Annotated in this window: 29 protein-coding genes and 2 pseudogenes; 11 read left to right on the top strand and 20 right to left on the bottom strand. The window is 61.2% G+C overall.

Annotated features, from left to right (window positions below):
* Positions 1-4: 4 nt before the first annotated feature.
* Together AB5K84_RS21470 and AB5K84_RS21465 are read right to left on the bottom strand one after the other, a co-directional pair.
* Complete coding sequence (locus AB5K84_RS21470; RefSeq protein WP_011087742.1) at positions 5-787, bottom strand: DUF169 domain-containing protein; 783 nt, start codon at positions 785-787, stop codon at positions 5-7.
* Between the two features lie 60 nt (positions 788-847).
* Complete coding sequence (locus AB5K84_RS21465; RefSeq protein WP_197535747.1) at positions 848-1,651, bottom strand: YdcF family protein; 804 nt, start codon at positions 1,649-1,651, stop codon at positions 848-850.
* Between the two features lie 131 nt (positions 1,652-1,782).
* Here AB5K84_RS21465 and AB5K84_RS21460 point away from each other — a divergent pair, with 131 nt between their 5' ends.
* The 3 genes from AB5K84_RS21460 (at position 1,783) to AB5K84_RS21450 (ending at position 3,673) form a co-directional block, all read left to right on the top strand.
* Positions 1,783-2,724 (top strand): acetamidase/formamidase family protein, encoded by a 942-nt coding sequence (locus AB5K84_RS21460; protein ID WP_011087744.1) that lies wholly within the window; start codon positions 1,783-1,785, stop codon positions 2,722-2,724.
* A gap of 201 nt (positions 2,725-2,925) precedes the next feature.
* Positions 2,926-3,123 carry a hypothetical protein gene (locus tag AB5K84_RS21455; RefSeq protein WP_007603456.1) on the top strand — a complete coding sequence of 66 codons (198 nt, stop codon included), beginning with the start codon at positions 2,926-2,928 and terminating at the stop codon, positions 3,121-3,123.
* Between the two features lie 73 nt (positions 3,124-3,196).
* Positions 3,197-3,673 carry a GcrA family cell cycle regulator gene (locus AB5K84_RS21450; protein WP_028171659.1) on the top strand — a complete coding sequence of 159 codons (477 nt, stop codon included), beginning with the start codon at positions 3,197-3,199 and terminating at the stop codon, positions 3,671-3,673.
* 264 nt (positions 3,674-3,937) lie between these two features.
* Here the strand turns inward: AB5K84_RS21450 and AB5K84_RS21445 are convergent, their stop codons facing one another.
* Positions 3,938-5,494, bottom strand: coding sequence for a porin (locus AB5K84_RS21445; protein WP_011087746.1), 1,557 nt, complete (start codon positions 5,492-5,494; stop codon positions 3,938-3,940).
* Positions 5,495-5,901: 407 nt separating this feature from the next.
* Between AB5K84_RS21445 and AB5K84_RS21440 the strand changes: the two genes are divergently transcribed.
* The gene (locus tag AB5K84_RS21440) at positions 5,902-6,408 is read left to right on the top strand and encodes a MarR family winged helix-turn-helix transcriptional regulator (RefSeq protein WP_038966322.1); all 507 of its coding nucleotides are present in this window, start codon (positions 5,902-5,904) and stop codon (positions 6,406-6,408) included.
* 15 nt (positions 6,409-6,423) lie between these two features.
* Here the strand turns inward: AB5K84_RS21440 and AB5K84_RS21435 are convergent, their stop codons facing one another.
* The 3 genes and pseudogenes from AB5K84_RS21435 to AB5K84_RS21425 form a co-directional block, all read right to left on the bottom strand.
* Complete coding sequence (locus AB5K84_RS21435; protein ID WP_011087748.1) at positions 6,424-7,539, bottom strand: alpha/beta hydrolase family protein; 1,116 nt, start codon at positions 7,537-7,539, stop codon at positions 6,424-6,426.
* 272 nt (positions 7,540-7,811) lie between these two features.
* Positions 7,812-8,783, bottom strand: coding sequence for an SDR family NAD(P)-dependent oxidoreductase (locus AB5K84_RS21430; protein WP_011087749.1), 972 nt, complete (start codon positions 8,781-8,783; stop codon positions 7,812-7,814).
* Between the two features lie 294 nt (positions 8,784-9,077).
* Positions 9,078-9,439, bottom strand: a pseudogene (locus AB5K84_RS21425) (dihydrodipicolinate synthase family protein); the annotation flags it as partial.
* 328 nt (positions 9,440-9,767) lie between these two features.
* Here AB5K84_RS21425 and AB5K84_RS21420 point away from each other — a divergent pair.
* Entirely contained in the window at positions 9,768-10,007 is a 240-nt protein-coding gene (locus AB5K84_RS21420) for a hypothetical protein (protein ID WP_027547402.1), read from the top strand.
* A gap of 132 nt (positions 10,008-10,139) precedes the next feature.
* Here AB5K84_RS21420 and AB5K84_RS21415 read toward each other — a convergent pair whose 3' ends face one another.
* Positions 10,140-11,114, bottom strand: a complete 975-nt coding sequence (locus AB5K84_RS21415; RefSeq protein WP_063921474.1) for an alpha/beta fold hydrolase — start codon at positions 11,112-11,114, stop codon at positions 10,140-10,142.
* A gap of 122 nt (positions 11,115-11,236) precedes the next feature.
* On the opposite strand from AB5K84_RS21415, the gene AB5K84_RS21410 reads away from it, so the two are divergent.
* The gene (locus AB5K84_RS21410; RefSeq protein ID WP_038966328.1) at positions 11,237-11,860 is read left to right on the top strand and encodes a TetR/AcrR family transcriptional regulator; all 624 of its coding nucleotides are present in this window, start codon (positions 11,237-11,239) and stop codon (positions 11,858-11,860) included.
* A gap of 1,174 nt (positions 11,861-13,034) precedes the next feature.
* Here AB5K84_RS21410 and AB5K84_RS21405 read toward each other — a convergent pair.
* Both AB5K84_RS21405 and AB5K84_RS21400 read right to left on the bottom strand, forming a co-directional pair.
* Positions 13,035-13,691: a phosphoribosylanthranilate isomerase gene (locus tag AB5K84_RS21405; protein ID WP_028171652.1), complete on the bottom strand. Its 657-nt coding sequence runs from the start codon at positions 13,689-13,691 to the stop codon at positions 13,035-13,037.
* Positions 13,692-13,869: 178 nt separating this feature from the next.
* On the bottom strand, positions 13,870-14,616 hold the full coding sequence (locus tag AB5K84_RS21400; protein ID WP_011087755.1) for a class I SAM-dependent methyltransferase: 747 nt from the start codon (positions 14,614-14,616) through the stop codon (positions 13,870-13,872).
* On the opposite strand from AB5K84_RS21400, the gene AB5K84_RS21395 reads away from it, so the two are divergent.
* The 4 genes from AB5K84_RS21395 to AB5K84_RS21380 all read left to right on the top strand — a co-directional run bounded on the left by AB5K84_RS21395 (position 14,556) and on the right by AB5K84_RS21380 (position 16,511).
* Entirely contained in the window at positions 14,556-14,840 is a 285-nt protein-coding gene (locus tag AB5K84_RS21395) for a hypothetical protein (RefSeq protein WP_236842070.1), read from the top strand. The two genes, AB5K84_RS21400 and AB5K84_RS21395, sit on opposite strands and share 61 nt — an antisense overlap.
* On the top strand, positions 14,827-15,237 hold the full coding sequence (locus AB5K84_RS21390; RefSeq protein ID WP_236842071.1) for an ATP-dependent DNA ligase: 411 nt from the start codon (positions 14,827-14,829) through the stop codon (positions 15,235-15,237). Before AB5K84_RS21395 ends, AB5K84_RS21390 begins: the two co-directional genes overlap by 14 nt.
* 140 nt (positions 15,238-15,377) lie before the next feature.
* Complete coding sequence (locus AB5K84_RS21385) at positions 15,378-16,163, top strand: outer membrane protein (RefSeq protein WP_063921475.1); 786 nt, start codon at positions 15,378-15,380, stop codon at positions 16,161-16,163.
* A gap of 63 nt (positions 16,164-16,226) precedes the next feature.
* Positions 16,227-16,511: an addiction module antidote protein gene (locus AB5K84_RS21380; RefSeq protein WP_038966330.1), complete on the top strand. Its 285-nt coding sequence runs from the start codon at positions 16,227-16,229 to the stop codon at positions 16,509-16,511.
* A gap of 362 nt (positions 16,512-16,873) precedes the next feature.
* On the opposite strand, the gene AB5K84_RS21375 is transcribed toward AB5K84_RS21380, so the two are convergent.
* The 3 genes from AB5K84_RS21375 to AB5K84_RS21365 form a co-directional block, all read right to left on the bottom strand.
* Entirely contained in the window at positions 16,874-17,386 is a 513-nt protein-coding gene (locus AB5K84_RS21375; RefSeq protein ID WP_162494112.1) for a phasin family protein, read from the bottom strand.
* A gap of 223 nt (positions 17,387-17,609) precedes the next feature.
* A complete protein-coding gene (locus tag AB5K84_RS21370; protein WP_011087760.1) occupies positions 17,610-18,800 on the bottom strand; it encodes an extracellular catalytic domain type 1 short-chain-length polyhydroxyalkanoate depolymerase in 1,191 nt (396 codons plus the stop codon).
* Positions 18,801-18,803: 3 nt separating this feature from the next.
* Positions 18,804-19,223 (bottom strand): CopG family transcriptional regulator, encoded by a 420-nt coding sequence (locus AB5K84_RS21365; RefSeq protein ID WP_028171645.1) that lies wholly within the window; start codon positions 19,221-19,223, stop codon positions 18,804-18,806.
* A 263-nt stretch (positions 19,224-19,486) separates the two neighbouring features.
* Here AB5K84_RS21365 and AB5K84_RS21360 point away from each other — a divergent pair.
* Positions 19,487-19,573 (top strand): annotated as a pseudogene (locus tag AB5K84_RS21360) (tyrosine-type recombinase/integrase); the annotation flags it as partial.
* A gap of 269 nt (positions 19,574-19,842) precedes the next feature.
* On the opposite strand, the gene AB5K84_RS21355 reads toward AB5K84_RS21360, so the two are convergent.
* From AB5K84_RS21355 to AB5K84_RS21320, 8 genes are all read right to left on the bottom strand, one after another.
* Entirely contained in the window at positions 19,843-20,250 is a 408-nt protein-coding gene (locus AB5K84_RS21355) for an EF-hand domain-containing protein (RefSeq protein WP_038966332.1), read from the bottom strand.
* Between the two features lie 195 nt (positions 20,251-20,445).
* The gene (locus tag AB5K84_RS21350) at positions 20,446-20,688 is read right to left on the bottom strand and encodes a hypothetical protein (RefSeq protein WP_161534739.1); all 243 of its coding nucleotides are present in this window, start codon (positions 20,686-20,688) and stop codon (positions 20,446-20,448) included.
* Positions 20,689-21,359: 671 nt separating this feature from the next.
* Entirely contained in the window at positions 21,360-22,628 is a 1,269-nt protein-coding gene (locus tag AB5K84_RS21345; protein WP_441232639.1) for a tyrosine-type recombinase/integrase, read from the bottom strand.
* A gap of 196 nt (positions 22,629-22,824) precedes the next feature.
* Entirely contained in the window at positions 22,825-22,980 is a 156-nt protein-coding gene (locus AB5K84_RS21340) for an Arc family DNA-binding protein (protein WP_441232638.1), read from the bottom strand.
* An 812-nt stretch (positions 22,981-23,792) separates the two neighbouring features.
* Positions 23,793-24,536 carry a hypothetical protein gene (locus AB5K84_RS21335; protein ID WP_441232637.1) on the bottom strand — a complete coding sequence of 248 codons (744 nt, stop codon included), beginning with the start codon at positions 24,534-24,536 and terminating at the stop codon, positions 23,793-23,795.
* Positions 24,537-24,593: 57 nt separating this feature from the next.
* Positions 24,594-24,821: a DUF6471 domain-containing protein gene (locus AB5K84_RS21330; RefSeq protein WP_441232636.1), complete on the bottom strand. Its 228-nt coding sequence runs from the start codon at positions 24,819-24,821 to the stop codon at positions 24,594-24,596.
* A 124-nt stretch (positions 24,822-24,945) separates the two neighbouring features.
* Complete coding sequence (locus AB5K84_RS21325; RefSeq protein WP_441232635.1) at positions 24,946-25,425, bottom strand: hypothetical protein; 480 nt, start codon at positions 25,423-25,425, stop codon at positions 24,946-24,948.
* A gap of 269 nt (positions 25,426-25,694) precedes the next feature.
* Positions 25,695-25,826, bottom strand: coding sequence for a hypothetical protein (locus tag AB5K84_RS21320; protein WP_441232634.1), 132 nt, complete (start codon positions 25,824-25,826; stop codon positions 25,695-25,697).
* Between the last annotated feature and the right edge of the window lie 32 nt (positions 25,827-25,858).

The following is a 25,858-nucleotide window of genomic DNA, read 5'->3' as shown; positions in this document are numbered from 1 at the left end:
GCCTTTACTTTTTCGCGTAACTCACGCCCATGCCGGCACGGACGTCGCTTTGAATGCCATAGGGCGGAATCGGATAGCGAAGGCCGTTCTTCGCCAGCGCCTTCATGCCCAGGATCGCCTTGGCGAGATGCGAGGGCTTCAGGGCCATCAGCATCTCCTCGTCCGGCACGCCGCCATAGCGCCGTTCGGCATAGCATGGCAAGGACAGGCTGGGCTCCCCGGTCTTGAGCGCCCGCCCCCACGAATCCGCGCAAGCGGTCTCCCCGACCACGCCCCATTCGAACTTCTTGTAGCCGGTATATTGCAGCCCGTTGATCAGGATGATCATCTGCCCGGGCGTCGCATAGACGAGGCAGATGTCGGGCGGATCGAGCCGGCCGCTGGCGAGCGGGCTGACCGCGAGCGCCTGATAGTGCCCGAACGGCACCACGTCCAGCGCCTCCTGGCGCTTGCGCGCGTCCTCCGCCGTGCCGTGCCAGACCCCGACGTAATTTTCGCCGGCGAGCCATTTGTCGTCCTGGGGGCTAAGGCCAATCACCGCGCGGCACTGGCTACCTACGAGATCGTCGGCGGTGATGCCGACGGTCCACCCCAGACGCGCGGCCATGCTGACGACCTGGTCGGTGGTGTGGATCGCGTTCGGCCGCCGGATTTTCGGGATCGCTTCCATGTCCGCGGCGCGTGCGAACAGCTTCATGCCGATCACCGTGGTCTTCAGCCGCAACAGGCTGTTGAGATCGGCGACGAGGCCGGCAAAATCGATGTTTTCAGCGCTCTGCTGCTGCATGGCGTCCTCCGGGCCGGCGATCGTGCGCCGGTGCTGTGTTCTTGTTTTGCGCCTCTCGTTCTAGTCCTTGCCCGGCCCCGGAAGCAACTCGCCGGTCCGGCCCATGACACGGTAAGTCAACAGGCCGATCCATTCGCGCATGGCGACGTCGGTCCTGCCGAGCCCCTCCTTGCCGATATGGGTGAACGCGAAGAGATCGTCACGCCCGCCCATTCGCCAGTCCACCGGATAGGCCTCGACGTCAAATCCGGCCTTGTGAAAGATCCCCATCGCGCGCGGCATGTGGAAAGCCGACGTCACCAGGAGCCAGCGCTCGCCCGGCTTCGGCGACACCAATTGCTTGGTGAAGACCGCATTCTCCCAGGTGTTGCGCGAGTCCCGCTCGACGATCAGGCGCTCCTTCGGGATCCCGAGGCTTTCCAGGATCGGCGCGGAGTAGTCGGCCTCCTTCGCATCGGTGGAGACGAGGTTCGCCGAGCCGCCGGTGAAGACGATGCGCGCATTCGGAAAGCGGCGCGCGAGCTCGGCCGGTGCCAGCATGCGATCGGCTGCGGACGCGACCACCGGCGTGCGATGCGCGGCCGACAGATCGGTGTCGACGGAGCCGCCGAGCACGATGATTCCGTCGGGCGCGCCCCGCGACGGGTCCCACTTCGGAAAGCGCGACTCCAGCGGATAAAGCAGGAGGTTGCCCAGCGGCGAGAACGCGGCGAGCGCCAGCAGGACCAGCGTGGTCACCGCAAGCTTGCGGCCGAGCGCCGCAAAGCGCGTCAGCATCAGCACCAGCGACAGGATTCCGAGCTCGACCAGAAGATTGATCGGCAGCAGCGCCGTGCCGAGGGTCTTGGAAAGAACGAAATACAGGGGGAGCCTCGCTGGAATGATCGGGTCATGCGCGGGCTTGACCGGCCCGTCCATCTTAAATCTTCTTGAAAGAGGATCGATCGCCCGGTCAAGCCCGGGCACAGCAGTTCAAACCGAACGGACGGCCGCAAATGACCCATCATCACCTGCATTCAAGCCCCGAAACCTGCCATTGGGGCTTCTTCGAAGCCGCGCTCGAGCCCGTCCTCACGGTCAAGAGCGGCGACGAGGTGACGGTCGACACCATCAGCGGCAGCCCGGACGTGCTGCCCGACCGCGACAAATTTCACATTCCGCCGGAGATGCACGAGGTCCACGCGAAGAGTGAGCGCATGCTGCCCGGCCACATCCTCACCGGACCGATCGCGGTCGAGGGGGCCGAACCCGGCGACGTGCTCGCGGTCGAGATCCTCGACGTCCAGCTCCGGCAGGACTGGGGCTGGAATCTGATCAGGCCGCTGTCCGGCACCCTGCCCGACGATTTCCACGAGACGCGCATCCTCAACATCCCGCTGGATCGGACGCGAATGGTCGGCCGCATGCCCTGGGGCCTCGACCTGCCGCTGAAGCCGTTCTTCGGCGTGATGGGCGTTTCGCCGCCGCCGGCCTGGGGCCGTATCTCCTCGCTGGTCCCGCGCGCCATGGGCGGCAATCTCGACAACAAGGAGCTCGGCGCCGGTGCGACACTGTACCTGCCGGTGTTCGTCCCGGGGGCGCTGTTCTCCTGCGGCGACGGCCATGGCGTGCAGGGCGACGGCGAGGTATGCGTCACCGCGATCGAGACCGCGCTCCAGGGCCGCTTCCGCCTGACGCTGCGCAAGGACCTCAGGCTCGACTATCCCCGTGCCGAGACGCCGACGCACTACATGACCATGGCGATGGACCCCGATCTCGACCAGTGCGTGGTGCGCGCGCTGCGCGACATGATCGCGCTGCTCGGCGAGACGCGTAACCTGTCGCGCGAGGACGCCTACACGCTGTGCAGCCTGGCGGCCGATCTACGGGTGACCCAGACCGTCAACGGCTCCAAGGGCATCCATTGCATGATCGAAAAGGCGATCGTGCACGGCTGAGCCGCCGGCGCCTTCCCTGACCCGTTGACGCCACGCCGCCGCCCGGTCTGCCGCGCGGCGCGCCGCGCCGTGCCCAATTTCTCAAGCGATTCCAATGAGCTGAAACGCCGATTCAGTCCGGATTTGACTTCCGGCCCCGAACCTAAATAGAGTCTTAATCGTTACTTTTATGTACCCGAGTAAGAGGCTAGCGTTCGGGCCATGGCCACCGAAAAAGCCGAGACTGACCGCATTCCCGTAACCTTGGCGCTCTCGACCATCACCTATCTGGAAAAACTGGTGAGACAGGGCACCCACGGCACCAGCGTTCCCGGCGTCGCACGGACATTGATCGAGGAAGGCATCCGTCTCGCCATCAAGGACGGGCTTTTGTCGATTCGCGACAATGGCAGGACGTGAGCGCGCGCCGGGCGTGAGGCGGACGGATCTCGAGAGGCGGATGGCCGACATCTGCAACCTGGGACCGTTACAAATGCCTGTTCTCTCACCAACCTGGACTGACGAACGAATTGAACTTCTGAAGCAACATTTCGAGGCCGGCCTCTCCTGCCGCGAGATCGCCGCCGACATCGGCGTCAGCCGCAACGCGGTGATCGGCAAGCTGTCCCGGCTCAATCTGACGCGCAGCCGCGCGGTCGAAGACCGCAGGCTCGAGCGGAGCCTTGCGCCGCCGCGTACGAGGAGAGCCGTGCCGCGGCTGCAATACGAGATGCTCGCCACCATCTACGGCGAGACCGACGCGCCCGTGGTCGCCGGTCCAATCGACGACGCCAATCGCTGCTCGCTGCTGGAGCTGTCCGAGAACCGCTGCCGCTGGCCGATCTCGACGCCGGGTGAAGACGATTTCTGCTTCTGCGGCAATACTGCGCCCGACGGCCAGTCGTATTGCGCCGGCCACAGCCGCCTCGCCTACCGGCCGAACTCGCGCGCCCGCATGATGCGCGGCTGAGGCCGCACGTCCCAAAAACGAAAAACCTCCGGCGGGGCATCACCGGAGGTTTCTGGAGGCTTAGCGTGAAGCTAAGAGCCGCAACTTTCGTATTTGGCTGAAAGCTATATAGCTTAGTAACTCAGGTAAGTAAATAAGTTTGAGGCGATCGAATCGCATGGCTCGTCTTCGTCGCCTGCACAGGCTGCCGGATTTTCCGAAGGCCCAGCAGAAAGCCCCGGCGGTGTCCCGCCGGGGCTGCGTCAGATCCGAAAGCCCTGAAGCTTACCAGTTGCGCTGGGCGCGCAGCAGCAGGCTGTAGGTGTCCTGATCCTTCAGCTCATAGGTTGCCGCAGGCTTGGCAACGCCCGTGAGCGCCGGGGTCGTGATCACGCCCGAGTACTTCTGGTCGAGATGGCTGTAGGTGAAGTCAGCCGAGAAGGTCAGGTTCTTCACCGGCGTCCAGCGGGTGATGACGCCGACCTGGCCGATGTTGAAGTCCGGATTGCAGGTGCCGGTCAGGGTGGCGAACGCGGCGCTGCCGCAGATCAGGCCCTTGGCCGTGCCGCTGTAGTTGACCGCAGCCCACGCGCCGTAGAGCGCCGTGTTCCAGTACGGGCTCCAGTTGTGGGTGTAGGCACCACGGAAGCCGTAGGTCTTGGTCAGCTCGAGGCCGCCGCCCGGACCGAACACCGCGTCAGACACGCCGGCAAAGCCGATGCTCTGATACGCCGCGTTGGAGCTGCCGAACATCGAGTAGCTGGTCGCGGCCAGCTCCTGGAAGTTGTAGCGGCTCGCACCGTCGGTATAGACGCCCGAGAGGTTGATCACGTCGCCGGCGCCGGTCGGGATGTTCTTGATCTGGAGAGCGAGCTGAACGGCCCAGCCCCACTTGTCTTCCGGATGGCCGGTGACTTCGCTCGCGCCGTAGTAGCCGACATGGTTGTCGTGCGCGGCGACCGACGCCTGGAACAGGCCCCAAGCCTGATCGACGCGGACCATGCCCACGAGGTCGGGAGCCCGGGTGCCGCCGAGATCGTTCGAGCCGTAGGCTCCGCCGAGGACGCCGGTCGTGGACATGCCGGCGGTGTTCCAGATGTTGGTCTGGAAGACCTGGGTCTGGTCCTGCGCCGAGAACGCGGCTGTCACACCCTGGCCGAAATCGGCCGTGTAGGTGAACTGGGTAACACCGTTGGTGGTGCCGCTACCGCCGACCAATTGGTCGAAGTTGTTGCCGGGATAGTTGATCCAGGGCGCGTCGAACTGCGACACCGCCTTACCCATCGTGAAGCCGGCGAACTGGATGAACGCGTAGTAGACGCCGAGGGCGCCGCCCGAGAGGTTGCCGTCGGTGCCGTTGACGTTGCCGCCGCCCGAGCCCGTGAGACCGGTCCCCGCGGCATTGAGGCCGATCGTGCCGCTGTACTGGGTCGCGCCCGTGCCCGAACCGGTGCCGCCATAGTTGCCGGTCGTCCAGGTGAAGACCGCATCGAAATAGGTGCGGACGACGCCGTATTCCGTTGCGGTGCGCGTGTCGATGTTGAGATCTTCACGAGCGCGCATCGAGTAGTAGTTGGTCAGCCGGTTGTTGGCCGCGAACACGCCGTTGTACTGGGCACTGTAGTTGCCGCCGGCATTGAGCGCCACTTCGGCACGCAGATAGCCGCCGAGCTTGATGCAGGTGTCGCTGCCCGGGATGTAGTAGAAGCCCGCGCCATAGAGCGTGCAGATCTTGACGTACTCGACCGCCTTGGCCTTGACCGGAAGATCGGCCGCCTGGGCTCCACCGACGGCGATCAGACCCGCCGCAGTGCCGAGCAAAAGGCTCTTCACCACTTTCATATAAAACCTCCAAGTTGCTCATTTTACGGAGACCGGACCGTGAGGCCCCCCAGATCCCCGTCTTTTCAAATCCGCTCGGCCGCTTTGCGCTTTCGGACACACCCGCATTCGACGCGAGGGACGTGAGCGAACCACCTGCAACGGGACGATCGAGTACCCCCCACCGTCGCGCACCACTATGCCTGCGCCATTACACTAATTAAAATAGTTTATTTGGTAAGCTTTGTAGTTTCACTAAACCTGTGCCCCGGGCGCCACACCCGGGCGGACCAAATATGCTGACCTGCTCATCTTTGTAATTTTAGTGACAAAATTACCCTGCTCTGCACTTGCGTCAGAGCAGGCTTGCGTGGACTATGGCCTTCCACGAACACTGGCCTGAAGAATCAGTTCACGGGAGTGACGCTGTGTCCGCGACGAGGAAAGAAGGAGCGCGCCTGCGCCCCATCGGCAACCTGGATCTCATCAGGCGCTTCACCTGGGAGATATCGTCGATCAACATGTATCTAGAGGAGCTGCGTCAGTTCTGGGCGAGGACGCTCGGCATCAGCGGCCCGCAATGGCTGATCCTGATGGCGATCTCCGACCTCGACAAGGACGACGGCGTACCGGTCAACGTGGTCTCCAAGTTGCTCCACGTCGATCCCTCGTTCGTCACCACCCAGTCCAAGCTGCTCGAGAAGAAGGGCCTGCTCCGCCGGCGGCCCTCGCCGATCGACGCCCGGGTCGTGCGGCTGTCACTGGTCGACAAGACCCAGAAGCACATCGCGAGCCTCAACGAGCAGTACAAGACGATTCGCGAGTTCGTCTTCCAGGAGTTCGACGAGAACGAGCTGACGGAATTCACCACCAAGCTCGCGACGCTCAAGAACCGGCTCGAAAAGGCCTGCGTCAGGATATCGCTCGACTTCTGAGACGCGAGGCCGCGCTCAGCTCCGCCGACCGGCGGCGCCGAGCCGCGATTCCAGCCAGTCGAAGATGTATTCGTTGGCGAGACTCGGATTGTCCGCATGGGCCTGCGCCGCGCCGGTCTCCGCCGCGGTGAACACCTTCAACACGATATCGGAGCTGCCGAGCCGGGATTTCTGGACGATCTGACGCGCCCGGTCGGCCTTGAGCCAGCCATCCTCGCCGAGCGTGATCAGCACCGGACAGTCGGCACTGGAGGCCATCAGCGGCGCATGCGGCACCGGGACGATGCTGAGGTCGCTCATCGCGAAGCGGCTGGCGAAGAACGATCGTTCGTGCAGATCCCACAGGCCGCCATCGCAGACGGCGGCGGCGAGCCGCGGCTCCTGCAACACCGCGCGCGCCACGAATGAGGATCCCCACCCGTCCGCCACGATGGCGACGCGATCGAAATCGACGTCGCCGCGCGTTTCCAGATAATCCATGACGCTCGCGATCGAGCTCTCGAGATCGCGGCGCTGCAGGAGTGTATCGGTATAATCGTCGCGCTGGTCGCCGAGCAGGTCCAGCGCGAGCATCGACAGTCCGCGCTCGCGCGCATGCGGTGCGAGCTTGAACAGGAATTCCTCCTTGCGGTGTCCCGGCTCGCCGATGCAGATCACGGTCGGCGCCCGTCCGCCCGCCGACGCCGCAGGCAGGAAGTAGCCCTGCAACGCATGATCGTCGACCCAGGGAATTGTCACGACCTCGCCGGCCGGTGCGCGCGCCGTGAGGTAGCGGCGGGCGCATTCCTGCATCGCCAGCACCGCAACCCAGCGCCGCTCGTCGGCCTGATCGAGCGGCATTGCCGCTGCACCGTAGTAGTTCAACGCCCGCAGCCAGTTGCGCTGCGCGGTCGCCATGTGGCCCTCCGCGAACGCGGCCCCGGCGCGGTGCCGGTTGGCCTGCGCAAGCCGCTTCCACTCGCGGTGCCAGGATTGCTCGTCGCCCCGCTTGAGCTGCCGCGCGATCATCAGGCATTCCGCGATCGTGGCGCCGCCCTCCTGGGCTGCGGTCAGGAGCCGCGTGAATTCAGCGGAGATGTCCTCTCTCTCCGGGCAAAGGGACCAGTCGTCGGAGAGGCATGCGGGTATCATCGGAGCTACGCTCTATCATCGCGTTACCCCTGATTCACTAAACTATTTTGGTTCGCCAACCAAGCCGCCGTGCGCGCCATTACAGGTGTTTGAGATCACCATCGCTTGAACGATTATTGAACGATGCGCCGCGCCGCATGCGTGACATTCCAATTCGTCATGAGGCCGCGAATATTGGCAAGAGCTGGCACGTCAAATGACCTGCGCACCTCTTGCCATGATGATCATCATACCCATATCCGCGCCTCGCTGGTCACAACAGCGAAGTAGACTCAGCCGAGCCGCCAGCCGACCTCCTGCGTAAAGCTCTCGTAGAAGGCGCGGTCATAGGCCTGCTCGGGCGTCGCGCGCACGCGCTCGTCGAGGCGTTTGGCGTCCTCGCCCACGAGGATGCGCCAGCGCTCCGCCTTGACCCCGTCGAGGATGATCTTCGCGGCCCGCGCAGCCGTCGTCGGAGCATCCTCCAGGAAGCTGCGGGCCCGCTCGGCGAACGCCGCCTGGATGTCCTCGTCCGACATCTTGTCGGCATCCGGCACGCCGGCCGCGACCATGCGCTTGCGGGTCAGCGCGACCTCGTCGGCGTTGAGCCGCTCCGACCCGTCCGCGCTCTGCACCTTGCGCGAATTGGAGACGATCGAGGTGCCGATATGGCCGGGCATCACCACCGAGCATTTGACGTGCGGGGCATGCAGGCGGAGGTCGTTGATCAGCGCTTCGGTAAATCCCTTCACCGCAAACTTGGCCGAGCTGTAGGCGGTGTGCGCCTGTCCCATGCCGATCGAGGCCCAGAAGCCGTTGACGCTCGCGGTGTTGACGATGTGGGCCTCGTCCGCCGCCACCAGCATCGGCAGGAAGGTGCGCACGCCGAGATAGACCCCGCCCCAGCAGATGTTGAAGGTGCGCTCCCACTGCTCGCGCGTGTTGGTGAACAGGCTGCCGCCGCCACCGATGCCGGCATTGTTGAACAGCAGATGAATCTTGTCGGTCTTCTGCTGCTCGGCGAGCTCGTCGCGAAAGCGCTTCAGGTGATCCTCGATCGCGACATCGGCAACATGCGTCGTGACGCGCAGGCCCTGCGGCAGCTTCTCGACCTCGCAGAGCCGCTTGGTCTCGGCCATTGCGGCCTCCGAGACGTCGCACATTGCGACATTGCAGCCTTCGGCCACGAGCTGTCGCGCGAGCTCGCGTCCCATTCCCGTGCCGCCGCCGGTGATGACCGCGATCTTTCCTGCAAAATCCTTCATGGGACTTTCGGCCCCTCCCTTGTCGGTATGTTTCTTCAGAGCATGATCCGGACCCGGAGGGCCGCGTTAGCGCAAAGTGTGAAGCGGTTTTCCGAAGAGATCATGCTCAAACAATAACCTAAAGCGCGATGACGATTCATCCCAATCTCATCGCGCTTTAGCGCCGCTCATCGCAGCGCGCGCAAAATGTAGCAGCGCCGCATCCGCAGGTAAAAGCGGATCGGCGCTGCCACCTTCGCCATCGTTATTTCGGCGGACGGACTATTCGGCCGCTTCGACGCACGGCCCGTTCAACGCACCGAGCGCCTCCTCGTTCGGCTCGAACAAATAGTGCACCGGCGTGACCTGGAGCGCGGCGACATTCATGTCGCGAACCAGCTTGCCGCGGCGGATCGCATCGCGCGTGGAGTCCACGAGGATGCCGGCGATCACGGGAATGCGCCCCTTCCCGCCTCGACCGTCGCGGCCATCAGGTCGCGATATTCCTCGTGATCGAGCGTGCGCCCCTCGCCGGTCGAACCGCCGGCGGCGACGCCGTGTGCGCCGGCGCCGATCATCCAGTCGACCTGGGGCGCCACGAGCCCAAAGTCGATCTCGCCGTCTTTCCGGAACGGCGTCGTCATCGGCGGGATCACGCCGGTCGGACGTACCTTCATGTTCTGCCCTCGCGTTTCCATAACCCTTGTGGCGGTCCCGCTCTTTTGACGAGTATCCGCCCGCTTCGAAGCCTATTGGCTGTGCAAGCCCTGTGAAGGGCCGCCCGCGCGGCGCAGCCCCGCAGAATCCAACATTCCTGTGATCACCCCCTCCGGTTCCCGTATTTGTCCGGCTTCGGGTTAGGGGCATTTTTTTTACAATCCGAATCATCAAATGGGGGTGGACGCTGGGTCGAGTCGGCCAGGTCAGCGTGTTGTTTGTGTCACAGGCTCTGGCACTCCGCTTGCATCCTCTTCGTGGTCAGAAACTACCGATGAGGTGACAGGAATGTTCGTGACCGTCGTTGCCGTGCTCTGCCGGCTTGGTGCATCTGCCTCGGGCGCTTGCGTCGAGGAAATCGTGACCGACAGCAACATGACGCCCGAAATGTCGATGATGCAGTGTGCAATCGGCGCACAGGCACCCTTGGCGAAGTGGATGGGCGAGCATCCGATCTATCACGCCAACTGGCGCCTCGAGCGCTACAAATGCGTGCCGGGTCACTACGAGATCAAGGGCCACGCCTAAGGCCCCGCAAAACTACTGATATCAAGACGACTGAGGAAACGCCCCGGGGGCCACCTTTCTCCTCTGCGCGGGCACCGCTGGCGCCAGACCCATCGCGGCGGCGCGCTTTGTGACTATCGTCACGCTCTTCCCTCAAGCAATCGCACGCAAGATGATCGCGCGCGCCTTTCGCCCCTCCGGCGTCGGCATCAGCGCATAATTGTGCGGCTGGTTGCGGAGCAGATGCAGCTCGACCGGCACACCAACCGCCCTCGCCCGCTCCGCAAGATCGACGCTGTCGGGGTAGAGCAGATCGCGAGTCCCTGCGAAGATCGTCATTGGCGGCAGCGAACGGAACGCGCCGTTGAGCGGGCTGACGAAGGGATGGCCGACATCGAGCTCGCCGGCATAGAGGCGCCCCGCCTCGAGTATCCCCGGAATGTCCTGCATCGGATCGCGCGCCGCGATCTCGACCTGCTCCGGACGGCTGACCGACGCATCCGCGGCGGGCGAGATCAGCACCATCAGGTTCGGCTGCCGATGTCCGCGATCACGCAGCCACTGGCAGGCGGCGAGCGCCAGGCCCGCGCCGGCCGAATTGCCGACCACCGTGACCTTTGCAGGCCCGGCATCTTCCAGCAGCATCCGCAACAGCTCGGCCGTCGCCGGCACGACGTCCTTCGCGGTGACGCGCGGCGCGAGCGGATAGATCGGCACGACGCAAACGACGCGCGCCTCGCGCGTCATCTGACCAATGAGCCGCCAATGCGCCGGCACGATCTCGTTGATGAAGCCACCGCCATGCAGGAACATGACGTAGTTGCAGCCCTCATGGCCGGAAGACGGCGCGGTGTAATAGACCGGCCATCCGCCCATCCTGGTCAGCGTCACCTCGACACCGCGGCCGAGCCCCGTCGGCTCATGCGAGGCCGGCTGCAAGGCGCGCTTGTGCACATGCGCCTGCACCGCCTCGGCGGATGCGAGCTGCTTCTTGAACGGAAGCAGCCTGAGCAGCACGTTGAAGCAACGGCTCTGCAAGCTCGGCGCGGGATCACGCTGCGGCGGCGCATCTAGCGCGCGGCCGCCAGGGCAAATCTGCAACGCCGACACGATCTTCGCAACGCTCATTGGCCACCTCCCCTCCGGGCTCTCCCGACGCGGCGGCAAAGACGCTTGCCGACCCGTCGCCACTTGCGGATATAATGCGAGCATTCACTCGCTTTTCCTACTCGCATTCGGACCGCTGGCCCATGGCGCGCAAACCACCGACAAAACCCCGGAAAAACGCCTCCCAGAAGAGGTCCCGCGCCACCGTCGACGCACTGGTCGAGGCAACCGCTCGCATTCTGGTCCGCGAAGGTTTTGAGAAGGCGAGCACCAACCGGATCGCCGAAGTCGCCGGCGTCAGCGTCGGCTCGCTCTACCAATATTTTCCGGGCAAGGAGGCCCTCGTCGCCGCCGTGATCGACCGCCACAACGAGGAGATCATGGGCATCGTCCGCTCAGCGCTGACCGAGGTCGCCGACATGCCGATCGAGAAGGCGGTGCGAAAACTCGTGAGCGTCGCGATCGAGGCCCACCGCATCGATCCGAAACTCCATCGGGTGCTCGCCGAGCAGATCCCGCGCACCGGCCAGCTCAAGGACGTCGAGGCCTTCAACCGCGAGGTCCACACCCTCGTCCGCGCCTATCTCGAAAGCCGCCGCAACGAGATGCGCAAGATCGACCCGGCCCTTGCCACCTTCATCTGCGTCAGCGCCATCGAGGCCGTCGCGCACAACACGGTGCTGAACCACGCCGAGATGCTGTCGGAGAAGACGGTGCGGACGCTGGTGGACGAGACGACGAGGATGGTGGTGGGGTATTTGAGGTAGGTGGAACGACGTCTGGAGAGTGGACGCCTACAAGAACGTTGGAAAGCTAGGACTGAGCATAGGAGAGAACTCCGCTCCAACCTTTCGCTCCGCGAAGCTTGGGGAATTAAAAAAGGACGCGAAGACCGCCCTGTACCACTCTACCGCATCAGCCGGCGGCAATGCGTCATCAGCCACTACCGGTTGCGCGCCTCAGTCGTCCCAGACGCGCTTGCCGCAGCCGCATTCGAACATGCGAGTAATGGCTCCGCTCTCAGAGTCCACCACCGCTCGGACAAGCTTCATTTTCTTGCCGCAGATGCGGCACGTTCTGGTTGAGTTGTCCTCGACAACGCAAATCTTCTCAGCACGGAATATTTCCATGAGTCGCGCCCCCCGTCTGAGGTGACCTGGTGGAGATTGCAAACTGACTGAAGCAGGGAAAGTAGAAGAACTGCGTAACGAGCCCCTGCGGGCAGTTTGCGACTGTCCAGGAAGCGAATCAAGACGCGCCGGCTATTCTGACGACCCCTTTTGGGTACCTCATCAGGATGGCCCGAGTGCCGGAACGGAGCGATCCGTTAATCCTCATCAGAGCTGGGTCTGATGTAATCCCTATGCAAAACGGTTGGTCGTTGGGCACCATCGAACAGAACGGTGATGCCGGTTGTACGTTGGCCTAGGGCGACAACGACGCCAACCTTGTCAGCCAGGTCTGGGCAACGAATTTTTCCGATTTCGCTGAGCTTAAAACGCGCGCCGACTTCAATCCTATTTGTTCTCAAATCCATGGTTGCGCCTCGCAAAGAGACCGATCGAAATGAAACAGAGTGGTGGCAAAGTTCCTCAAAAATACCGGTGACTATGGCGACTCATTGTTTCAAGAGTATTTCGTAATTCGAGAATTAGACAGCGTCGCAGACAGGTGCTTGGAGCAACAACTGGTAACCCCGTAAGGCCGCCTCGGTTGGCGGGAAGATTGAAAGCAACCTCGGCAAGCTCCCCGCCCCTGTCTGGTGGTCTAGGCCGTCGAGCGGGGAGCTGCCGCGCCAGCCCCGCACCAAAACAAGCTAAAAACGTGCCAGACGCAGAGCGCGCGTTTGCCGCTAGGAAGGTGGGCGTTGGCGCATTGGGCGCATTGCGATTGCTGTTCCGGGTCAGATCTGACGCGATGGGCCAAGAAGAGAGGTGCGATCTAACCGCTCGTCGCAGCGCGATAGAAGGCTTCTACCTTCCTCAGGTCTTTTGAGTGAGTGCCCTCTCGATCCGTTCTTGTTTTCGAATCAACGCCGGCCGGTCGCACCGACCGAATAGCTTCCTTGACATTGTCCGGTCCGAGGCCACCAGCAAGTATGACCGGGGTGCGAACACTCTCCACTATCGTTCGACTGATGCTCCAGTCGTGCGTCACCCCTTGCGCGCCGATTTGCACATCACCTGTCCGATGACTGTCGAGCAGGATCCAATCGACAACCCCATCATAAGCTTGCGCCACGCCTACTGCCTCAGGTCCCGTGACAGGTACGCTGCGCATGAATTTGGTCTTCGGCAGGGACTTTCGCAGCGCCACGACAAGATCAGGCGTAAGCAATTCGCTGGATGCGCCAAGATGAACAATGGGCGGATCAAGCTCTCTCGCCATCCGTTCGATAAGAGCGACATCCGCCGAAAGGAACAGCGCGGAAACTACGGACGGCGCCCGCACCATCTTCATAACCGCTAACGCCTTCTGAACCGGAAGCTCCCGGGGGAAGGCTCCATCGCCGACGAGCACGCCGACATGATCCACGCCGATTACCGATATCGCCTCGGCTTCCGCAGGTGTCGCGACTTCGTAAATTTGCGTCAGCATTGTCTTACACGCTGCCACCACTCAGTTGAGTAGACAGGATGGGCTGGTCCTGGGTCAACGGCCGTTTTGGGTCAATCGCGTCGGTCGGGCGCTCGGCTAACCGCTTCCGATCGCGATCGTCCTTGCTGGCGACGCGCTCCCTGGCGCGAAAAGAATAGGCCGGGCGGCGGGCGTGGTGTCAGCGAGTGCCGGCGGGATCCCTGCAAGCAACGATGTCGCGGGGAGATTTTCGACCCGCGACCTCCGGCGGAGAGAATACTGCGAGGTACCCTCCGTCCCCTTCGAGCTTATATGTGGCGACCTCGCGATAGCCGACGGCGGTCAATTCGCAGCGCAGGAGCTCAATTGGCGTGCCATGCTTCGACGTCGGAAGCTCAAGGTCGACAATTCCGACCCGTGCACCCTGCTTCAAGGCGGGCGCGAGATTGTAGAGGAAGGCATAGGGTTGGGCTATCTCGTGATACATGTGCACGAGGATTGCGGCATCCAGCGAGGAAGCGGGCAGACGCGGGTCGTGTGGTTCGCCGAGCGCGAATTGCACGTTCGTCAACTTCAGGAGTTTTGTTCGCCTGGCGAGTTCTATGAGGTAATCCCGCGTGACGTCCTGTGCAACGACAGAGCCGGCGGGTGCGACGAGGTACGAGAGTCTAACCGTGTGGTAGCCACTGCCCGCACCAATGTCGCCGACTGTCATGCCAGGTTTCAGTTCAAGAACACGTGCGATCTGGCCGGCCTCATTGAGAGCGTCGCGGTGCTCTTCGGAGGCGCGGCGTGGGCTGACAATCCGTGCGACAGGGCGCTGCGGTGAGGGAAACTCGTTTGCAGCGACTCCGGGGGGAGCCAGATAACCTATGTCAGCGGCATATGCGCGAGTTGCAGCAAACGCCACAAGTAGCGTCGCTGCCGCTGTCGCGATGTTCCACACCCTACAGCACCTGGCTCACCAACCAGAGCGCGATCGAGCAGCAGAGCGCAATTCCAAGGTACGGCAATGCAATTGTCATCGGTTCCTCACTGACGAATTCCGATGCTGAAACGCTAGCGAGATTCGCATATTCGCAGCCGCGTGACTATCCCGTTCGCATGCACCGCGCGTTCGAGTTCTGCCTGGCCACCGCCGCCAAGGCGGTGCCTGATGGCCCCGACTGAAATCAAAGATGACGCCTACCGCTTGCGCGTCGAGCGCAACGGCAAGACCGCCCGGCTATTCACCCGCAACGGCCACGACCGGACCACGCGCTTCTTCTGGATCGTCCAAGCCGCGTTGAAGAACCGCGAGCAGCAATTCGTCATCGACGGCGGGGCTGTGGTGCACGGCGTCGACGGCGTGTCCGACTTCAACGCGCAGCATTCGCGCTGGCACGACAACGAGGTGCAGCTCTACGCATTCGACGTTCTCGCGCTCGGCGGCGAAGATTTGCGCCAGCTGCCGCCGAGTCTGCGCAAGGCAATGTGGTCTCACATATTCCACGGGCCCGGATACTCTTGGCACTCTCGACATCATACGCACGCTAACGTGCGTTTAGTTCCACTCAACCATCTGTAAACGTTGAGAATTTCGGCCAACCTTTGGCAACGAGTGTGGCACGCGGGCTACAGCAATTATCAACCATCGACTTACTCTTTGTCAGGCAGGTGGGCGAACGCGCCAATTCATTGAACTCGTTACTCTGGGGAGATACTCGCATGAAGAAGGTTCTTGCGGCTGCGGCCGGAACATTGGCTCTCGCTCTGGCGGCTCCCGCCAGTGCGGCGGATCTGGCCGCCCGGCCGTACACCAAGGCCCCGGCGCCGATGGTCGCCGCCATCTACGACTGGAGCGGCTTCTACATTGGTATCAACGGTGGCGGCGGCTCCGCGCACAGCTGCTGGGACTTTGTCACGCCAGTTACCGGCACCCTCGTCGGTGAAGGCTGTCACAACGCGACTGGCGGCACGATCGGTGGTCAGGTCGGCTATCGCTGGCAGTCAGCAAGTTGGGTGTTCGGTCTTGAAGGCCAGGGCAACTGGGCCGACTTCTCCGGCGACAACATCAGCCTCCTGTTCCCGGGTAGCGCTCTGGTCACGGGCGACCGCAATCGGTCACGGATCGATTCCTTCGGTCTCATCACGGGTCAGGTGGGCTACGCCTGGAACAGCGTTCTGCTCTACGTGAAGGGTGGCGCGGCTGTGGTCGGCGATAAGTTTGACATCTACGCTGCTCCCGGCACTCCCGGTGCTGGCACATTGCTAGCCTCAGGTCGCGACACGCGCTGGGGGGCCACAGTTGGCGCCGGCCTTGAGTTTGGCTTTGCGCCGAACTGGTCGGTCGGTGTTGAGTACGATCACATCTTCCTCGGCCATCAGACGAGAGACCTCACGGTCCCTGGGACCGGGTTGTTATTTCAGACTAATCGCATCAGCCAAGATGTCGATATGGGTCTCGTGCGCCTGAACTATCGGTTCGGCGGCCCTCTCGTCGCGAGGTACTGATTAGCATTATGCAAACGAACAAGGCCGGCTCTTTGAGCCGGCCTTGTGCGTTGGGAGGCTCGAGTGACGAAGACCTACCGACCAGTCACACCTTCGCAGCTCGCCGATGAGCTGAACCAAGCATTCGCCTCGGCCGAACCTCACACAATCTCCAGGGCGATCGGACAGGCCCTCAAAGATTTCAACATTTCAGAAATCTCGAAAAAGGCCGAGCTGCAGCGTACGAGCATTTATCGTGCTTTCGGCAACGAACAGCTTCCGAATTTTTCTACCGTCCTGGGGGTACTCACGGCTATGGGCTTGCAGCTGAAGGTAGCCCCCAAACGCGGCGGGCATGCGAGCTTCTGATCCGCCAGATACGCCTCTGAGCTTTTTTTGTGCCTATACGTGGCGATGCAGTCCCCAAAACGCGATCAGCAGGAGAGCTGCGGCCCCAATTCCCAGCAATAGGAGAATGGCTTCCAGCATGACGAATCAAGCTCCGCCCGCCCCTTTGGAAGGATACACCTTGCCGGGTTTAGTCACCAAGGCCCGCCAGCGTGAACCGGCGGGCCTCCTGTTGAATTCGGCGACCTCCGAGATCATCGGGAACATGATGCGCAGCGCGCGGTCATTGCGCGACGATGGAGAGGCCGGCGTTCCTGGGGCAGCGCCTTGTCGCCGCCGAGGATCAGAACGACAAGCTTTGCCGCAGCGGGTACGGCTTGCAGTTATCGTCCCGGCAGAGCCGTGAGCTCTCGGGGCGGCTTGATGCGCCAGAACGGATATGCCGCCAGTTCTTTCGAATGCTGCGCGAACATATCGACCCGTCTGCTTGTAAATTCCGTAATGACGCCGAAAAATTCAGTTGGTGACCTGATCGTCGCAAGTCTAAGGCCGAATTCAAAAGCAAATTGCGCGTTGGCCCCGGCTATCTCAAGAAGCTTCGCTTGATACGCCTGTATGTTTGCCGTCGCTAAAGCAAAGCCTTTCGTTGGATCGCTATCCGTCATTCTCTGACTGAGGTCACCTGGTAAGGTATCCACCCGAGGCTCAATGATAGAAACCTCGTGTTTAGGATCATCATGAAGCTCAGGAGGCGGTTCGACCGAGACTGCCGCAGCAGAGTGAAGTAAATTCTCTTTCGGGCTTCTAACAATGGCCTGCTTGTTCCGTTGGGCCCGCGCGGCCATTTTCGGATTGCGGGCGCGCTTTGGCGCTGTCGCCGGTTTGCGTTTGCTCATCTGACGCTCCACGAAAATGGGGGTGCGACCAAAACGGTCATTTCTGAAAGGACAACAGGCTTTGTGACGTAGCGTTCCAAACCCGTGCATCGTTGGAGTCCCGCATCAATCGCACGTTCTACGAGGTCGACGATGATTTTGGGTAGCAACTCCAACCAACAAACGTCTAACTGGCGATCTTCCTGACCCATGCTCAACGGCGTCAGTCTGAGAACAAGCCAGACTATCCACCGAGCGAATGCTCGAGGAAGAAGCGCAGCATTTCCCTCGTCGCATCCGGTCCTTGCGGATCAGTGTAGGACCCGGCGGGGCTGCCGCCTGACCACGCGTGTCCGGCGCCGTCGATGTTCCAGTGTTCGGATATCGCCCGACCGGCCCCGTCAATCAGGACGGTGCGAGTATAGGCATGGCCGTGGGGTACGCGTCCGCGAAGTACCTTCGTCGTCGGTCTCGTTGCCCCGGCGGACTGCTCGATAATCTGATCGCCATTCTTTGGATGCACCGTAGTGTCACGATCGCCATGGAAAACGATGGTCGGCACAGAAGTTATGCCGTCCGCAATTGCCCTGGAGCCGCCTCCCTGCCGCATGGCCACGAACGCGGAGGGGAGATCGCTCGCGGCTCCACACGCGAGGCCTGAATGAATACCGACGGCCGCGTACAGGTCGCTATACGTTGCGCCCATGATGGCGGCGGCGGCCCCGCCGGCCGACAGACCCGCGACGTATACGCGCTTCGGATCGATCACATGGTCGCGCATGATCTGGCGGGTAATGCCGGCGATCATCGAGGGCTCGCCCCCGCCGCGGCGCTGGTCGCCCGTGCGAAACCAGTTCCAGCACTTCGCCTGGTTGGCTCCGCTCGGCTGCTCAGGATAGACCACGAAGCAATTCTGCTCTTCCGCCAGGAAATTCATCCGGGTACCGGCCGCGAAATCGTCCGGCGACTGGGTGCAGCCGTGAAGCATGACGATCAGGGGAAGCCGTTGTCCCTGACAGCGGCTTGGGATGAACAGCTTGTAGGTCCGGCTTCCCGCGGCGTTACTGAAGGTACCGGCGATAAACCGTGTGCCCTCGGGCACGATGTCCGATGGGGACAGAGGGGCGCGCTTGATCGGACTGCGCAGGCCGAGTCCGGAAAAATCCCGCATGCCGTCGAGCGGTAAGGAGTGTCTGCGTCCCTGAGCAGAGCGGGCCGGCGCAATCTGCGGAGCTTTCCGCTCCTCGACGACGTCGGCCGTGGCGTCGATGGTAAGCGGATCGAGCCGCGGGAGCCGAGCCTGAGAGGCGCTGCGAGACTCCGGTCTTAGAGCGCGACCGCCCTGGAGCATGCGCTGCAGCAGCGCGGTGGCCTTGACCAGTTGGCCGGCACGCGTGAGGCGGGTTGCTTCGCGGACTATGTCTTGATTCAGCATCGTTCACCTCGTTCTGTCGGCGAGTGCGGCCTTGACCGCGGGAGTGGCGTGAAGGGCCCCCAGCACCGAGACCGACGCGATTGTGGCGCGAGCCAACTCGGGAGTGACGTCCTGGGCGATGGTGGCTAAGCCCAAAACATTGATCTGCAGCATCTCGCCGGCGCGCCGCGCCGCTTCGAGATCCTCGCGAGTGTAGTTGCGCAGCCCGAGGTCCAACTTCTTCCGGGCCGTGGACTGTCTGACGACCTCTACGTGTCGCTCGAGCTGGTTCCGGATTGCTGTCCGGATGAAATCGGTCCGGTTCGAATAAAATCCTTCCTGCACCATAAGATCGACGTGACCGAGGTCGACATAGCCAAGGTTGATCGTGATCTTCTCAGTGTCGGGGGCCTTGGGTCGCAGCTCGTGCACATTAGCGGGCATAGCGAAACATCCATCTACCATCCCCTTGGATGGCTTATGGATGTTATCTAGATGCTCCCGGGCGCCTTTCAAGGGATGGAGCCATCCAATGACCTGCATGAGCCGCTCGCGCAGGCGGGCCGTCTCACGTCGAGGGCGGTCGCCGCATCGCGGAGGGCCAGACAAATTCCTGGCGAAACGCGCCTCTCCGATCATCGCAAGCCCAATGGCCAGCTCGTTCAAAGGCTTCAAACGGAAACAGGCTCGTCGTGCTCCCACGCCGGGGGCAAACCAAAATCGAGAGCACCGTCCGGTACCTGGGAATTGAAGTCGACGATGCACTCGCAATTGCAGAGCAGGTCGACGTCTAAACTAACTGGGCAGAGCGGACATGCTCTGCCCCTCATTTGCAGCCGGCTTCGGGCCAACTGCGGCCATTCCTAACGAGGCTGCAATGTCTGCGTGGACGCGGCAGGTGACGTAAACAAGGAGACAAAAGAACAAGCGTACAACGACGCGAACGTGGTCGCGATTATGCGGATCGCGGACCTGAAGGCTTAAGGCTTCGTTTCATCAGCAGGAAAGATCCATTGTAGGAGCAGATGGCACACGGGACGACGCGCCATCCGCGGGCAGCCGATCACCTGGTTCCGTGGATGAACGTTTGCATCTCCTCTAACGTAAGCTTGCCATCTTTATTGCTGTCCATTGCCTTGAAAATTCGTTCGTGAGCTGCCTGAAACTCCTGCAGTGAGATGGTCCCATCGCCGTCGGCGTCCATCAGAGCGAACATCATACGCATCATAAAAGGTGGTCCCATCGCGCCTCCACCCATCATGCTGCGCCCCATCATATGTCCCATCATGCCGCCGCCCGGCATGCTTCCGTGTCCCGTCGTACCCACGCCTTCCTGGCCCATGGGATGCGATTGCGATTGCATTTGTTGCTGATCTGGTTGCGGTGTCATTTGGCTCTGTGCAAAGGCACCGAACGTGCCATACGATAGAATGAGAGCGGATATCGTGAGTTGTAGAACGCGCGTATACATTTCGAACCTCCTCCGAAAAGCTGCGGTCACCCCAAAGAGCCAAATCGAAGGCGCTTCGCGCCGTCAATTGCTACTCGGCCGGACTGTGTCGCTTACACTCTCACGCCCATGTGACTAGATAACGTGACGGCGATCCCACGCGGTGCAACCAGAAGAAAGCCGCTCTCGACCACTGCCGAGTATTTTATCTTTATCTCAATAGGAATGCGGCACGACCGTTTGTGGCCCGCCGCTATAAAAATGCTGACGCTTGGGCTTTGGTGCGACTGCGGAAGGTGCCATTGCGAATGCGCTGCTCGCGGTTGTCATACGTGTGGCATGAGGAATGTTTGTTTTTGGGCCGCCCTGATAGGTGTGCCGATCCACGGTTTGCGCAATGCTGGACACCATCAGGAGTGGCATGACGAGCGCTACTGCGAGAACGTATTTGATTGTCATGATCTTCTCCCAGCTTAGCTGACAGCAGAGGAAGCGGACCACTAAAGCCGTAAAGCGCCATGATGCAGATCAATAGGTCAGCGGCGCTGTTTGAGATGCGCCAATCGGTCCTATGTCGTTCCAAGTGCGCAAGAGAAGACCGCATCGACAGATCATCCTGCTTGATCGCGTGCCAATCTCATTTGTGTTACAGCCGCCGCGCGATAGCTTCCGCAGAATTTGGTTGAAAGTCCGCTCGTCGTTCGACGTTCTCGCGCTCGGCGGCGAAGATCTGCGCCGGGGAGAAGACAACTCCGCTCCCGAAGTCGCGCGCCCAGCCCCCTGCGACGCAACGCATGAAGCAGCTGTCGTAGATACTCCTCCATCCGACGGGCTGCCACGATGACATCATGCCCTTGTTTTGCCCGACGGGTCAAACCGATTCGGAAAAACATGATTCGCCAACAGCTTCGCTACTGTGCATGGGGTTGTTTTCGGCATTTTAGTTTGCCGCCCCCCGACGCGGCCACCCGCCATCGATCGCACATGCGTCACCGGCGGGAGCCGGCTCCACGCCGCCCCTCAATCCACCCGACAGATGAGTTGGAAAAAATGGTCGGAGCGAGAGGATTTGAACCTCCGACCCCTAGTCTCCCAGACATGCGAGCTTGGAGGTAATTTTCTTTGACTTATCATTTACTTATGCCCGCTTTCTGCTGCGGCTCCGGTGCTTTTTCAGGTGGTGCAGCGCTCCTGGCGCGAGCGGCCATTCGCTCCCGAAGTAGCTCCTGCGCGCAGGCCTCGACGGTGTCGGCGACATCAGCGTCGAGCACCGCCGCGTAGGTGTTGGCTGTGGTTTCGTAGTCGGCATGGTCGAGCGCCGTCTGGAGCGCCTTCATGCCATGGGCGGTCGGGTTCCGTTTGATGAAACCAATGGCGAAGTCATGCCTAATGTCGTGCCACCGGAAGCGATCCTCGCCGGCCACCGGGATGCCAGCCTCTTTGCGAATGTTAGTCCAAATCCGCCGTAGGCCGTCTCTGGTGAACGGATAGCGCTGGCCTTTGATGATCCTCTCCTCGCCGTCCTTGCGTCTGACTGTGGTTGTGCGCTGCGCCACGTAGGTGAACACGAACTTCGAGTGGTGCCCCTCCAGCGACTTCAGGATCGCCCGGATGGCCGGCGTGATTCTGATCGTGACCAGCGCGCCGCCCTTTCCGTAACGCAGGATAATGTCGCGGTCCCATTTTACGTGAGACCATTGTAGTGTCAGGCACTCAGCCTTGCGTTTACCGGTCATACGGCTGAACAGGATTAACGGCTCGGCGTCGATCCGGCTCCCGACCGCCTCATTAAGGCCCGTGCGTTCCTTGTCCGACAGCGCCCGCGGGCGGGGCTTTTGCTCGACGAGCCAGAACTGCTCGTTCTTGAAGTTCGGCGGCGTCTCCAGCTTGACGCCGGAGTTTTTAAGGTATGTGAACAACTTCTTCAGTTGCTCCGTGGTGTCGTTGACGGTGAACGGCGAGATCAGCTTGGTGTTCGGACCGGGCTCGCGATGGATCCACTTGCCGTCCTTGTTACGACGCCATTCGCCGACGTGGTGATTACGGCGCCAATTGACCAGCTTGAATACGTCAGCGTCGCTGATCGTATCCATCGAGCGGTTTGCCCCGAAGAAGAAAATCAGGAGGGAAATCTTGATCGCCGTGATCGAAGCCCCTTCCCCGGCATGGTGGTTACCCACATCGCGCATGTAACGCCCGGCGACGTGGTCGAGCGCGAGAGACTCTTCCGACGCCTTCGCCTTACTTAGCTGGTCACGGAGCTCCTTCTCTATCTCGACCGCTCGGCGCCGTGCTTCGATCTTCGATGCTGCTCCTGTTGATCGAGAAAACTTACGACCTGAGATCCAGATATCGCACTGGTAAAATGGGCTTTTCGGGTCTTTGTAGACGGTGGACATTGCACTTTTGCCCCTGCCTGCAGGCGGCGTGTGTTGAAGGCTCGGATTTCATCGGGATCGAACCGCAGCCTTGGACGCACCGAGCCTAGGCCAACATTGATAGCACCCAGCAGACCGGCGGCCACCAGCTTGAGCACATGCCTAGAAGTGACCTTAAGGTGGGCAGCAGTTTCGGCAGTGGTCCAGAGATGCAACATCAGGCCCCTTGGCCCGCGTCGTCTGGCGCTGATCGCTGCTCGGCAACCATGGCAGCGCGTATGATCATGACAATCGTCGAGTTCATCGTAGCCATGTTGCGCTCGGCCTGCGTCTGGACGAACGCGCGGACCTCGATGGGCAGCCGTACCGGCATTTGAACGATTTCTGGCCTTGGCATAGGCTCACAGGAGGTCCGTTGCGATACCTCTCTGATATACGCAAATCAGATCCAATTAAAAGATATAAGTATCTGATATCACTTGTCTTTTTGCACCAAATTGGTGCAGTCAGCTGTGGTTGCAAATCGACAATTATCGCAACGAAATCAGCGTCTTGCATGAGCAGCGGACCTGCAACAGCATGCCAGCCTTGGCAAGGGGGGGCACCTCACGTACAAAACACACACAATATCAAATAGATAAGCCCACCTTCGTGACGAGAAAAAATTTACTCGCCCCTAGATTGCATCGGATCAAAATAGAAAGTTGAGCGCATAAGGCCATCGGGCAGCGGGCCCCACCCGTGGACTGACTACCCAATTTCTTGAGCATCGTAGAATCAGGATTGAGGTCCAAGATCGCTGGCAAGAGGAGCCTTAGTCCAGTGTTCCTCAGCCAACCATCTCAGTGAATGCAAAGGCTGTTGTCTGCAGAGGGCCTACAACTCACACAATAGCCCCGTAACGCATTGGTTCGAATTTGAGCCCGTTAGGGTTTGTCCGCGAGAGCACCGCGGAACGCGGATTCGCTTTCTCTGCCCGTGGAGAGCGGGGCGTTTTTATTGAGAGCCGTTTGGCGTTGCCCTCGGCCGGAGTGTTGCTCGCCCGCAGGCCCGCTCGGCGCCGCCGCAGGTACACTTGCGCGGTATTATAGCGCAAACGCCACAAGCCTAACGGCCTGTCCGTTCGCACCTAATGCCGTTCATTCTTGAAAGGAATGAATGATGCGTGGGGTCCGATATTTTGCTCTATGTGGCGTCGTTGCCATAGCGGTGGAGACGGGCGTATTCGACCAATATTTGATGACCGCTCACAATGCTGACTGCCCCCATTTTAGTGAAGAGGACGTCAATGTTGACGCCATTATACCGATGGCAGAAGCGAGAGTGTCTGATCTCACCGAAACCATCGTCGTAGATGATGATGCCCCAGATGTAGATGAAGAGTCGGTTGTACTTTCCAAATTCGCTCCGGTCGAATTTGATTGTCTTGCCGCCTTGCGTCATCGCGATCCCGGGCGACAGAGAAATGTCACCCTCAGCGGCACTTTCATCGATGGGGAAATCATTGAATCGGTCGCTCTCATTCAAGGCATGGGTGATAACCCATCTGACTTTTTTTGCTGGCAGATTGCCGACGTTGCGAATGGTTATGTTGGGGTGGCACGAATATGCGCCGCCGGACGCAACTATCCCGGCGGGTTCAGCAGTGAGATAGGCGCGTTGCAGAATGCGAGTATCGCGAGCTTGGGTATTAGTGCCCTTCGCGGTCACAACCCAGAGTCCAATTGTGGAGACAGCGAGAACGCCCGTAAAAACGACAAGCCAAAGAGTGAAATAGGCCGTGGGGTCCTCTTGGGCCTTTTCCCAAAACCTGTTCTTGCTTTCCTTCTCGGAGGTATGATCGTCGGGCTGATGATTGTTGGGGGAGTTTTGCTGTTGGGGTGAGTACAAAAAGCCCCAGACAACGCTACCGCCCAGCGCGAAACCCATCACGGCCGCGAATAGCGACCAGATTAGCCATTGGTGACGCACTCAACCTCCAGCTCCTTAGATTTCCTCCAATGCTACCCCTTCGAGTTCTAGGGCTGCAACACACGCAAGAAAGAATGTTGCGGGGAAAGTCCCTCGCGCCAACTTATTGGTGATTGAGGCCTCTGTTTCCTTTAGCCCATGCTTCCTGAGCCGCTTGGCTAGCTCGGCATAGGTAACTTCGCCGTCCCTCAGCTTGTGCTTCAAGAATGCTGCCTTCCCATGGGGAGGCCCCGACGCGCCCATGGTGTCGTTACTCGAATGTGGGTGAACCATGCGCGCACGAATACAGAGATTTCAGGCGATTTACGCCCTAGCCAAGCAGGCGGGCCAACCGCCGCAAATTTGCTTCTGGGATGCTTTCCGAAGCCTATTTCGGCCGCTCTAGGTCGTCCCGCGCAGCCAGTTGCCACCTCGCTGGATTGGCCTCGCCAGATCGCTCGATGCCTCTCCCCTCGTTGTTCTTGAGGCTGTGCTGAATGCCCAGCGCGATGCTCTGCACATCGTCGCCGGTGGCGTCCTGAACGCCATGGGCGGCAAGAACCGCCTTCGCCAGTTCCGTGGTGGTCATCGGCTCCGTGGCCGCCCTAAGCACGTCCACGGCCCTTTTATATAGAGTGCCCCTTTTGAACCACTTGTTCGGCTTCCGCCGCTTCACGGCGATACCAGCCAGGTTGTAGTTCGGGTCCAGCATTTTGATGACGGCTTCCACTTGCCGCATCTGCTCACTCATCTCATCGCACTTCTGCCGGTTCTCAAGGATGGCCCCGCCTAGCTCGGCATGAAGCCGTTCAAGGGTGAAGATGGCCGGGCGCGTGTACGGGTTCTGCGTCGGTCTACGTCGCGCCATGCTGATCTCCTTTGCGGTGGAGATGGGCGCGACCGTTCAAAGTTCTTGTGGCGTTTGCGCCATAATACCGCACTTGCGCGACACCTAGCCGCAGCATAGCAAGCTGCGCGTCGAAGCGTCTGGTGGCATTGGCGGCGATGAAGTCCTGCAGCAAGGACGGGTGACCTTGGCGTCGGTGTCAGTTGCGCGCTGCGCCAGCCCGTCTACGACCTCGGACGTGGCGTCCCGCGAACGGGCCTGTTGGGAAGGGGGAAGAATAGGCGAGTGGATCAGTGCAGCCCCAAGATCACCGCGAGCGCTGCGACTCCGGCAACGACGATGCTGCCGAGCCTGATCGTCAGGCTACTCTTGAGGTTTTCGAGGGCGCGGCTGATATCGGCCTTGGTCACCAGTTCGTGCATGACTAAGTCCCTTCTGCGTAGGGGTTGGCGAC

Origin of the sequence: Bradyrhizobium sp. 1200_D9_N1_1 (assembly GCF_052075915.1) — a bacterium.
Taxonomy (GTDB): domain Bacteria; phylum Pseudomonadota; class Alphaproteobacteria; order Rhizobiales; family Xanthobacteraceae; genus Bradyrhizobium; species Bradyrhizobium diazoefficiens.
The sequence above is the reverse complement of the archived record's forward strand: the minus strand, read 5'-3'. Positions and strand labels throughout refer to the sequence as shown.